Annotated in this window: 7 protein-coding genes and 4 tRNA genes; 5 read left to right on the top strand and 6 right to left on the bottom strand. The window is 70.5% G+C overall.

The genetic code is table 11. The annotated features are described in order from the left end of the window. Positions 1–59: 59 nt before the first annotated feature. A tRNA-Asp gene (locus ACFC0D_RS37000) sits at positions 60–133 on the bottom strand. Between the two features lie 109 nt (positions 134–242). Next, the gene (gene hrpA / locus ACFC0D_RS36995; RefSeq protein ID WP_376446082.1) at positions 243–4,181 is read right to left on the bottom strand and encodes an ATP-dependent RNA helicase HrpA; all 3,939 of its coding nucleotides are present in this window, start codon (positions 4,179–4,181) and stop codon (positions 243–245) included. 100 nt (positions 4,182–4,281) lie between these two features. Between hrpA and ACFC0D_RS36990 the strand changes: the two genes are divergently transcribed. Genes ACFC0D_RS36990 through ACFC0D_RS36980 form a run of 3 tightly spaced genes read left to right on the top strand, consistent with a single transcriptional unit; the run spans position 4,282 to position 6,253 of the window. After that, complete coding sequence (locus ACFC0D_RS36990; protein WP_376446079.1) at positions 4,282–4,629, top strand: hypothetical protein; 348 nt, start codon at positions 4,282–4,284, stop codon at positions 4,627–4,629. Between the two features lie 59 nt (positions 4,630–4,688). Continuing rightward, a complete protein-coding gene (locus ACFC0D_RS36985; RefSeq protein WP_376446076.1) occupies positions 4,689–5,426 on the top strand; it encodes a DsbA family protein in 738 nt (245 codons plus the stop codon). Then, positions 5,423–6,253 carry a cytochrome c biogenesis CcdA family protein gene (locus ACFC0D_RS36980; RefSeq protein ID WP_376446074.1) on the top strand — a complete coding sequence of 277 codons (831 nt, stop codon included), beginning with the start codon at positions 5,423–5,425 and terminating at the stop codon, positions 6,251–6,253. The genes ACFC0D_RS36985 and ACFC0D_RS36980 overlap by 4 nt, the downstream gene beginning before the upstream one ends. A 149-nt stretch (positions 6,254–6,402) precedes the next feature. Here ACFC0D_RS36980 and ACFC0D_RS36975 read toward each other — a convergent pair. The 4 genes from ACFC0D_RS36975 to ACFC0D_RS36960 form a co-directional block, all read right to left on the bottom strand. Further along, positions 6,403–6,476, bottom strand: a tRNA-Phe gene (locus ACFC0D_RS36975). Positions 6,477–6,498: 22 nt separating this feature from the next. Continuing rightward, positions 6,499–6,572: transfer RNA gene (locus ACFC0D_RS36970), tRNA-Asp, on the bottom strand. Positions 6,573–6,612: 40 nt separating this feature from the next. Continuing rightward, positions 6,613–6,685 (bottom strand) — tRNA-Glu (locus ACFC0D_RS36965). Between the two features lie 109 nt (positions 6,686–6,794). Beyond that, positions 6,795–7,145, bottom strand: coding sequence for a metallopeptidase family protein (locus ACFC0D_RS36960; protein ID WP_329118123.1), 351 nt, complete (start codon positions 7,143–7,145; stop codon positions 6,795–6,797). A gap of 256 nt (positions 7,146–7,401) precedes the next feature. Between ACFC0D_RS36960 and ACFC0D_RS36955 the strand changes: the two genes are divergently transcribed. Both ACFC0D_RS36955 and ACFC0D_RS36950 read left to right on the top strand, forming a co-directional pair. After that, positions 7,402–7,923: a hypothetical protein gene (locus ACFC0D_RS36955; protein WP_376446070.1), complete on the top strand. Its 522-nt coding sequence runs from the start codon at positions 7,402–7,404 to the stop codon at positions 7,921–7,923. 200 nt (positions 7,924–8,123) lie between these two features. Further along, positions 8,124–10,352 carry a DEAD/DEAH box helicase gene (locus ACFC0D_RS36950; protein ID WP_376446068.1) on the top strand — a complete coding sequence of 743 codons (2,229 nt, stop codon included), beginning with the start codon at positions 8,124–8,126 and terminating at the stop codon, positions 10,350–10,352. Positions 10,353–10,398: the final 46 nt, after the last annotated feature.

Below are 10,398 nucleotides of genomic sequence, written 5' to 3'. Positions count from 1 at the left end.
CTTTACTTGTTAAGTACAACTTGATGCCCCGACCCTATGGGTGCGGGCCTTCCTGGAAGCGATCCTGACGGGACTTGAACCCGCGACCTCCACCTTGACAGGGTGGCGAGCTAACCAACTGCTCCACAGGACCTTGCTCGCAGCCCTGCGTGGGGCTGCGAGGAAGACTGTACAGCAGGTCAGAGGGTGAGGTCGAACCGGCGCAAGGCGACACTCCCGGCCGGGCCGCGAACGCGTCGCATCTAGGGCGCGAGGGCGTCGATCGTCTTCACGATCCGCTTGTCCGAGACCGGGTACGCCGTGCCCAGCGCGTGCGCGAAATAGCTGACCCGGAGCTCCTCGATCATCCACCGGACGTCGGTGACGTCCTTCGGCACCGGTCGCCCCTGCGGGAGCTGTTCGAGCAGCCAGGCGTACTCGTCCTGCATCTCGTGGACCTTCTCCATGCGGGTGGTGTCCCGCTGGACGCCCGTCGGCATCTGCTGCAGCCGCCGGTCCACCGCCACCAGATAGCGCATCAGGTCCGGCAGTCGCCGCAGCCCGGTCTTCGTGACGAAGCCCGCCGGCATCAGCCACGCCAGCTGCTCGCGCACGTCCGCCAGGTTGTTGATGAGGGCCAGGCTGTTCGTGGCCTTCAGACGCCGCTCACAGGCCTGCCAGGCCGCCAGGATCTGCTGGACCTGGCTCACCGTCCGGACGGTCGTGTCGACGAGGTCCGCACGGACCTTGTCGTACAGCTTCCGGAACGACTCCTCGTCCCAGACCGGACCGCCGTGGTCGGCGATCAGCTTGTCCGCCGCCGCGGTCGCGCAGTCGTCGAAGAGCGCCTGGATCGAGCCGTGCGGGTTACGGGACAGGGCCAGCTTCTGCTGGTTGGTCAGCTTGTCCGAGGCGAACTTCGCCGGGTTCACCGGGATGTTCAGCAGGATCAGCTTCCGGGTGCCCTGCCACATCGCCTGCGCCTGCTCGGCCTCCGTGTCGAAGAGCCGTACGGAGACGGTGTCGCCGGCGTCGACGAGCGCAGGGAACGCCTTGACCGGCTGCCCGGCCCTCCGCGTCTCGAAGACCTTCGTCAGCGTGCCGATCGTCCACTCCGTGAGCCCCGTGCGCTCCAGGGACTGGCCGGAGCCGTCCGGGCCCGCCGTGGCGGCCGCGGCGGCCTTGGAGAGGGCCTGGCGGGCCTTGGGGCGCAGCTTCAGCTTCAGCGCCTCCAGGTCCTTGTCCTCCGCGAGCTTGCGGCGCCGCTCGTCGACGATCCGGAAGGTGATCTTCAGATGGTCGGGGATCCGGGACAGGTCGAAGTCGTCCGGCGAGACCGGGACCCCGCCCATGCGGTGCAGCTCGCGGGCGAGCGTCACCGGCAGCGGCTCCTGGCGGGGGACGGCCGAGTCCAGGAAGCGGGTCGCGAAGTTCGGCGCCGGCACGTAGTTGCGGCGGATCGGCTTCGGGAGCGAACGGATCAGCTCCGTGACGACCTCTTCCCGCAGACCCGGGATCTGCCAGTCGAAGCCCTCGTCCGTGACCTGGTTGAGGACCTGGAGCGGGACGTGGACGGTCACACCGTCGGCGTCCGCGCCCGGCTCGAACTGGTACGTCACCCGGAACTTCAGCGGCCCCTGCCGCCAGGAGTCCGGGTAGTCGTCCTTCGTGACCCCGGCGGCCTTCTCGTTGATGAGCATCTCGCGCTCGAAGTCGAGGAACTCTGGTTCCTCACGGCGCTTGTGCTTCCACCAGGAGTCGAAGTGCGCGCCCGACACGACGTGTTCGGGCACCCGCTTGTCGTAGAAGTCGAAGAGCGTCTCGTCGTCGACGAGGATGTCCCGGCGGCGGGCGCGGTGCTCCAGCTCCTCCACCTCGGTGAGGAGCTTGCGGTTGTCGGCGAAGAACTTGTGGTGCGTACGCCAGTCGCCCTCGACGAGCGCGTTGCGGATGAAGAGGTCACGGGAGGCCTCGGGGTCGATCCGCCCGTAGTTCACCTTGCGGTCGGTGACGATCGGAACGCCGTAGAGCGTGACCTTCTCGATCGCCATCACGGCCGCCTGGTCCTTCTCCCAGTGCGGCTCGCTGTACGTCTTCTTGATCAGGTGCTGGGCGAGCGGCTCGATCCACTCCGGCTCGATCTTCGCGTTGACCCGGGCCCACAGGCGCGAGGTCTCCACCAGCTCGGCGGACATGATGAAGCGCGGGGGCTTCTTGAAGAGCGCCGAGCCCGGGAAGACCGCGAACTTGGCGCTGCGGGCGCCCAGGTACTCGTTCTTCGCGCCTTCCTTCACGTCCTTCATGCCGATGTGGCTCAGGAGGCCGGCGAGGAGCGAGGTGTGCACGGACTGCTCGGGGGCGTCCTCCTCGTTGAGGTGGATGCCCATCTGCTTGGCGACCGTACGCAGCTGCGCGTAGATGTCCTGCCACTCGCGGATGCGCAGGAAGTTCAGGTACTCCTGCTTGCACATCCGGCGGAAGGAGCTGGACCCGCGCTCCTTCTGCTGCTCGCGGATGTAGCGCCAGAGGTTGAGGAAGGCGAGGAAGTCGCTGGTCTCGTCCTTGAAGCGGGCGTGCTGCTGGTCGGCCTGGGCCTGCTTCTCGGCGGGGCGCTCGCGCGGGTCCTGGATGGAGAGCGCGGCCGCGATCACCATGACTTCCCGTACACAGCCGTTCCTGTCGGCCTCCAGGACCATCCGGGCCAGGCGGGGGTCGACCGGGAGCTGGGAGAGCTTGCGGCCCTGCTCGGTCAGCCGCTTCTTCGGATCCTTCTCCGCGGGGTTCAGGGCCCCGAGCTCCTGGAGGAGCTGCACGCCGTCGCGGATGTTGCGGTGGTCCGGCGGGTCGATGAAGGGAAACTTCTCGATCTCGCCGAGGCCCGCCGCGGTCATCTGGAGGATGACGGAGGCCAGGTTCGTCCGGAGGATCTCGGCGTCCGTGAACTCCGGCCGGGTGAGGAAGTCGTCCTCGGAGTAGAGCCGGATGCAGATGCCGTCGGACGTACGGCCGCAGCGGCCCTTGCGCTGGTTGGCGCTGGCCTGGCTGACCGGCTCGATCGGCAGCCGCTGGACCTTGGTCCGGTGGGAGTAGCGGGAGATACGGGCGGTGCCCGGATCGATCACGTACTTGATGCCGGGAACGGTCAGGGAGGTCTCGGCCACGTTGGTGGCGAGGACGATCCGGCGGCCGGTGTGCGCCTGGAAGACGCGGTGCTGCTCGGCATGGGAGAGGCGCGCGTAGAGAGGAAGGACCTCGGTGTTCCGGAGCTGCTTCTTCAGCAGCGCGTCCGCGGTGTCGCGGATCTCCCGCTCGCCGGAGAGGAAGACGAGGATGTCGCCCGGGCCCTCGGACTGGAGCTCGTCGACGGCGTCGCAGATCGCGGTGATCTGGTCGCGGTCCGACTCCTCGGAGTCCTCCTCCAGGAGCGGCCGGTAGCGGACCTCGACGGGGTACGTCCGTCCGCTGACCTCGACGATCGGCGCCTCGCCGAAGTGGCGGGAGAAGCGCTCGGGGTCGATGGTCGCGGAGGTGATGACGACCTTGAGGTCGGGGCGCTTCGGCAGCAGCTGGGCCAGATAGCCCAGCAGGAAGTCGATGTTGAGGGACCGCTCGTGGGCCTCGTCGATGATGATCGTGTCGTAGGCGCGCAGCTCGCGGTCCGTCTGGATCTCGGCGAGCAGGATGCCGTCGGTCATCAGCTTCACGAAGGTCGCGTCGGGGTTCACCTGGTCGGTGAAGCGGACCTTCCAGCCGACCGCCTCGCCCAGCGGGGTCTTCAGCTCCTCCGCGACCCGCTCGGCGACCGTGCGGGCGGCGATCCGGCGCGGCTGGGTGTGGCCGATCATGCCGCGGACGCCCCGGCCGAGCTCCAGACAGATCTTGGGGATCTGCGTCGTCTTTCCGGAGCCCGTCTCACCGGCGACGATCACGACCTGGTGGTCACGTATCGCCTCCAGGATCGCGTCCTTCTTCTGCGAGACCGGGAGCTGCTCGGGGTACGTGACCGCGGGCACGCGTGAGGCCCGCCCGTCGACGCGCTCCTTGGCCTTGCCGGCCTCGGCGGCGATCTCGTCCAGGACGGCCTCACGGGCCTCGGGCTTGCGGATGCGGCGGGCGCCCTCGAGGCGGCGGCCGAGCCGGTGGGCGTCCCGCAGCGAGACCTCGGCCAGGACGGACTGGAGGGCGGCGAAGGAAGTAGACATACGGAATCCAGGATCGCACCCCGGGCCGAGAACGGGCGAACCGATTTCCCCGGGACCCGGCCCGTAATATTTCGGGCACGTCGAGCTGAGAGGTACCCCCATGTCCCGCACCGTCCGCGCGCTCGCGGCGCTCGCCGCGCTGGTGGGAGTGGTGCTCGGGGTCCTGGCCTGCGGTACGACCACGGCGGTGGCGAGCACCGCGGTGGTCGTGGAAGCGGGGAGCGCGTCGCCGGGCTGCGGTCAGGGTCACACCGCCGACGGTGCCTCCCGGCCGGCCACACCGCCGCGCCCGAACGGCTTCGGCGAGCTGCTGCCCGCCCTGGCAGGGGAGCGGACCGCCGGCGGGGTCTGGGGAGCGGAACCGGCTCCACGCGATCCGCTGCCGGGTCCCGAGCCGCCGGAGCTCGTACCGCCGTCACCCGTGGAACTGTCGATCCTGCGCGTGTAGAGGGCCGACCGCCGCCGTCGTCCGTCCTCTTCTCCCGTCGTGTTCAGGAGCCTTTCCGCATGTCCAAGTCCAAGCCGATCGTGATCGTCTCCGGGGTGGCCCTCGCCGCCGCGCTCGCCGGAGTCGCCTCGTACACCGCGACCAAGCCCGCGTCCGGGGGCACCGCGGGATCGTCGGCGGTCGCCGAGGTCTCCGCCGACCCGGCCGCCGGTGTCTACCCCGAGCTGGAGGCGTACGCACGCCGCGACGCCTCCGACAAGCTGGCCATGGGGCGGGCCGACGCGCCCGTCGTCCTGATCGAGTACGCCGACTTCAAGTGCGGCTACTGCGGGAAGTTCGCCCGCGACACCGAGCCCGAGCTGATGAAGAAGTACGTCGACAACGGCACCCTGCGCATCGAGTGGCGGAACTTCCCGATCTTCGGCGAGGAGTCGGAGGCGGCGGCCCGGGCGTCGTGGGCGGCGGGGCAGCAGGGCCGGTTCTGGGAGTTCCACAAGGCGGCGTACGCCGAGGACGCGAAGGAGAAGGGCTTCGGCAAGGAGCGGCTGACCGCGCTCGCCAAGGAGGCCGGGGTCCCCGACCTCGCCCGCTTCGCGAAGGACATGGACGGCGCGGCGGCGAAGACGGCGGTGAGCAAGGACCAGGAGCAGGGGTACTCGCTGGGCGCGACCTCGACCCCGTCGTTCCTGGTCAACGGGCGTCCGATCGCCGGGGCGCAGCCGATCGAGACCTTCACGGAGGCCATCGACGCGGCCGCGAAGGCCGCGAAGGCCAAGCGCGGGGCGGCGGGGGAGTGACCTCCGACATCGGCTATCCGGCGGCCTTCCTCGGCGGCCTGCTCGCCCTGCTCAGCCCGTGCAGCGCCCTGCTGCTCCCGGCCTTCTTCGCGTACTCGATCGACTCGACGAGCCGGCTGCTGGCCCGTACCGGAATCTTCTACGCAGGTCTGGCCACCACCCTCGTCCCGCTCGGCGCGGCCGGTTCGTACGCCGGACGGCTCTTCTACGGGCACCGGGATCTGCTCGTGGCGCTCGGCGGCTGGACGATCATCGTGCTCGGCGTGCTCCAGATCCTCGGGATGGGCTTCGCCTCCCGCCGGATGGCCGAGGTCAGCGGCAGGATCCGCCCCACGACGGCGGTCTCCGTCTACGCCCTCGGACTGGTCTACGGCCTCGCCGGCTTCTGTGCGGGCCCGATCCTCGGCAGCGTCCTGACGGTGGCCGCGCTGAGCGGAAGCCCGGCGTACGGCGGGCTGCTCCTTGCGGTGTACGCGCTGGGGATGGCGGCGCCGCTCTTCCTGCTCGCGCTGCTCTGGGAGCGGTACGACCTGGGCCGGCGCCGCTGGCTGCGCGGGCGGACGATCCGCGCCGGCCGCTTCGAGCTGCACACGACCTCGCTGCTGTCGGGGCTCTTCTTCGTCGTGCTCGGCACGCTCTTCCTGGTCTTCGACGGCACGACCGCGCTGCCGGGGCTGCTGTCGGTGGACGACTCGTTCGCCGTGGAGGAGCGGGTGGGGTCGCTGAGCCGGTCGGTGCCGGACTGGGCCCTGCTGGTGGCGGTCGTCGCGGTGGTGGCGGTGGTGCTCGCGGTCCGGGCGTGGCGGGGGCGCCGGTCCGCGGCCTGAGGAGTGGGGCGCCCGGTTCCGCCGACCGGGTGCCCCGCCCGTCACTCCGGGGGTCCCGGGCGCACCGCCGACCTCTCCGCGCGCATACGAAGAAGGCCTCGCGCGCACACGAAGAAGGCCCCGTTCTTTCGAACGGGGCCTTCTCTTTGTGGCTGGGGCCGGGGTCGAACCGGCGACCTATCGCTTTTCAGGCGATCGCTCGTACCAACTGAGCTACCCAGCCACGAAGCTGTCTCCAGCTTCAGCGACTCTGACGGGACTTGAACCCGCGACCTCCACCTTGACAGGGTGGCGAGCTAACCAACTGCTCCACAGAGCCAAGCTTGTGCACGATCACTAGTCTCGCACACGGTAATGCGTGCCCCCAACGGGATTCGAACCCGTGCTACCGCCTTGAAAGGGCGGCGTCCTGGGCCACTAGACGATGAGGGCTAGGGGCTCACCTGGGCGCTTCTCAGCGCGTCGGGGACGTGAGAAGCATATGGGATGGCGGCCGCTATCGCCAAAACGGTTTACGCCGGGGGCCGGACCGCCGCTCCCGTCAGCCCCAGCCCAGCTCGTGGAGCCGCTCGTCGTCGATGCCGAAATGGTGGGCGATCTCGTGGACCACGGTCACCGCGACCTCGTGGACCACGTCCTCCTGGCTCTCGCAGTAGCGCAGCGTGGGGCCCATGTAGATGGAGATGCGGTCCGGCAGGACGCCGGCGTACCACTCCCCGCGCTCGGTGAGGGGCGTTCCCTCGTAGAGCCCGAGGAGCTCCGGGTCCGAGGGGTCGGGTTCGTCCTCCACGAACACGGCCACGTTGTCCATGACCCGCGTGAGTTCCGGCGGGATCGTGTCCAGGGCCTGGGCCACCAGCTCTTCGAACGCGTCGCGTGTCATCTCCAGCACACCGCCATTGTCCGTGACGGCCGCCCGGTTGCGGGGCGCATGGCCGAAGTGATCCCGGAGCGGCTCGGGCGCCGGGTTCTGTCCCGGGGGCGTGTCCCTTGCGGGGCAAAGGGAGTTGGGCAGCGAAACGTGTTCCCTTCCTGGCTTTTCCGCCCCTTGTGTCCTGGAGGTGCCCCCCGTGCGCCCTTTGCCCACCCGTGTGAGATGGGCCGCCGCCGCGCTGGCGGTCGCCGCCTGTGCCGGTATGAGCGGCTGTATGAGTGTGAGTGACGAGGGTGCGAAGCCGGCGCCCAGCAAGTCCGCGGGGAAGCAGGGCGTGGCGGCGGAGTCGGACGGCGGGGTCGGGGTGTCGGGCCGGCACGGCGGGGGCGCCAGGGGTGCGGGCGGGAAGAGCGGGCCGGACGCGGACGGCGCCGGCTCGGCGTCGCCGGTGCCGAGCGGGTCCGCGTCGCCCTCCGGCAAGCCGGCGGTGGACGCGCCGGCGGGTCCCGGGAGCAGGCCGAACCCCGGCCAGGAGCCCGGTGGGACGGGTGGGGCAGGTGAGCCCAGTGCGCCCGGTGGCGAGGTCACGCCACCGGTCGATCCGCCGGAGCCGACGCCCACGCCGACCCCGGAGCCGGAGCCCGAGCCGACCCCGTCCGCGGAGCCCACCACCCAGCCGACCGACGCACCCACCTCGACGCCGGGCGCGGACACCCACATGGGTGCCATGAAGGCGGCGGACGGGCCGGGCGAGTCGGTGGAGCCGGCCGCATCGCCGCAGGTCGGGCCGGTGTGACGGAGTCCGGTTTGCCATAGGTGGGGGAGGGTGCGTATGGTGGTAGATCGTTTGATCCCATTGCCCGGCGCCGACACAGAAGAGCGCCGCGTGGCGCGTACTCTCCCTAGCCGTGGCTGGACCGCATTGAGGCGGTCGATTTGCGATTTTCACGGAGTTGACGGGCGCGTGCCGAGACTCCGGAAGGTTTCGCATTTCGCATGTCCATTTTCAGTTCTGACCACGCCGTCATGCCCGAGAACGACGAGATCGTCGAGGCCGTAGAGGCCACCGAGATCGTCGAGACCGAGGCTTCCGACGCCACCGAGGCCGAGTCCTCCGAGCCCACCGTCACCTTCGCCGACCTGGGCCTGCCCGAGGGCGTCGTGCGCAAGCTCGCGCAGAACGGCGTGACCACCCCCTTCCCGATCCAGGCGGCGACCATCCCGGACGCCCTGGCCGGCAAGGACATCCTCGGCCGCGGCCGTACCGGCTCCGGCAAGACCCTCTCCTTCGGTCTGCCGACCCTGGCCCAGCTGGCCGGCGGCCACACCGAGAAGAAGAAGCCCCGCGCGGTCATCCTCACCCCGACCCGTGAGCTCGCGATGCAGGTCGCGGACGCCCTCCAGCCGTACGGCGACGTGCTCGGCCTGAAGATCAAGGTCGTCTGCGGCGGTACGTCCATGGGCAACCAGATCTACGCCCTGGAGCGCGGCGTCGACATCCTCGTCGCCACCCCGGGCCGTCTGCGCGACATCATCAACCGTGGCGCCTGCTCCCTGGAGAACGTCCAGGTCGCCGTCCTCGACGAGGCCGACCAGATGTCCGACCTGGGCTTCCTGCCCGAGGTCACCGAGCTGCTGGACCAGGTCCCCGAGGGCGGCCAGCGCATGCTCTTCTCCGCCACGATGGAGAACGAGATCGGCACGCTGGTCAAGCGCTACCTGAACAACCCGGTCAGCCACGAGGTCGACAGCGCCCAGGGCAACGTCACCACGATGACCCACCACGTCCTCGTCGTGAAGCCGAAGGACAAGGCGCCGGTCACGGCCGCCATCGCCGCCCGCAAGGGCCGCACGATCATCTTCGTCCGCACCCAGCTGGGCGCCGACCGCATCGCCGAGCAGCTCGTCGAGGCCGGCGTGAAGGCCGACGCGCTGCACGGCGGCATGACGCAGGGTGCCCGTACCCGCGTCCTCGCCGACTTCAAGGACGGCTACGTCAACGCGCTGGTCGCCACCGACGTCGCCGCCCGCGGTATCCACGTCGACGGCATCGACCTGGTCCTGAACGTGGACCCGGCCGGTGACCACAAGGACTACCTGCACCGCTCGGGCCGTACCGCCCGTGCCGGCCGTTCGGGCGTCGTGGTCTCCCTGGCCCTGCCGCACCAGCGCCGTCAGATCTTCCGTCTGATGGAGGACGCGGGCGTCGACGCCTCGCGCCACATCGTGGGCGGCGCCGGCGCGTTCGACCCGGAGGTCGCCGAGATCACCGGTGCGCGTTCGCTCACCGAGGTCCAGGCCGACTCCGCGAACAACGCCGCCAAGCAGGCCGAGCGTGAGGTCGCCGACCTCACCAAGCAGCTGGAGCGTCTGACCCGTCGCGCCGCCGAGCTCCGCGAGGAGGCCGACCGTCTGGTCGCCCGTTCCGCGCGCGAGCGGGGCGAGGACCCGGAGGCCGCTGTCGCCGAGGTGACGGAGGCCGCCGAGGCCGAGGTCGCCGCGGCCGTCGTCGCCGCCGAGCCGGTCCAGGAGCGCCGCGAGGAGCGCACCCCTGCGTTCCGCGACGAGCGGGGCAACTACGAGCGCCGTGACCGTGGCGGCGACCGCGGTGGCGACCGTGGCGGCTTCCGCCGCGACGACCGCCGTGACGACCGTGGCGGTGACCGTGGTGGCTTCCGCCGTGACGACAACCGTGGTGGCGGCTTCCGCCGCGACGACCGTCCGTCGGGTGGTTTCCGTCGTGACAACGACCGTCCGTCCGGTGGCTTCCGCCGTGACGACCGTCCGTCGGGCGGCTTCAACCGCGACGACCGTGGCGGCCGTTCCTTCAACCGTGACGACCGTCCGTCGGGCGGTGGCTTCCGCCGCGACAACGAGCGTCGTGACAACGACCGTGGCGGCTTCCGCCGTGACGACCGCCCCTCGGGTGGCTTCAACCGCGACGACCGTGGCGGCTTCCGTCGCGACGACCGTCGTGACAACGACCGTCCGTCCGGTGGCTTCCGTCGCGACGACCGTCCGACCGGCGGCCACCGCGGCAGCGACCGTCCGTTCAACCGCGACCGTCGCGACGACCGCCCCGCGGGCGGCTTCCGCGCCGGTGGCAGCGACCGCCCGTACGGCCGTCGTGACGACCACCGCGGCGGCGACCACCGCGGCACCGGCTCGACCGGCGGCTCCTTCGGCCGCCGCGACGACAAGCCGCGCTGGAAGCGCAACGGCTGACGCTGTGTGACCTGATGTGGGAAGGGCCCGTACGACACCTGGTGTC

The sequence above is a fragment of the Streptomyces sp. NPDC056222 genome (assembly GCF_042264065.1).
Classification (GTDB): Bacteria; Actinomycetota; Actinomycetes; order Streptomycetales; family Streptomycetaceae; genus Streptomyces.
The sequence above is the reverse complement of the archived record's forward strand: the minus strand, read 5'-3'. Positions and strand labels throughout refer to the sequence as shown.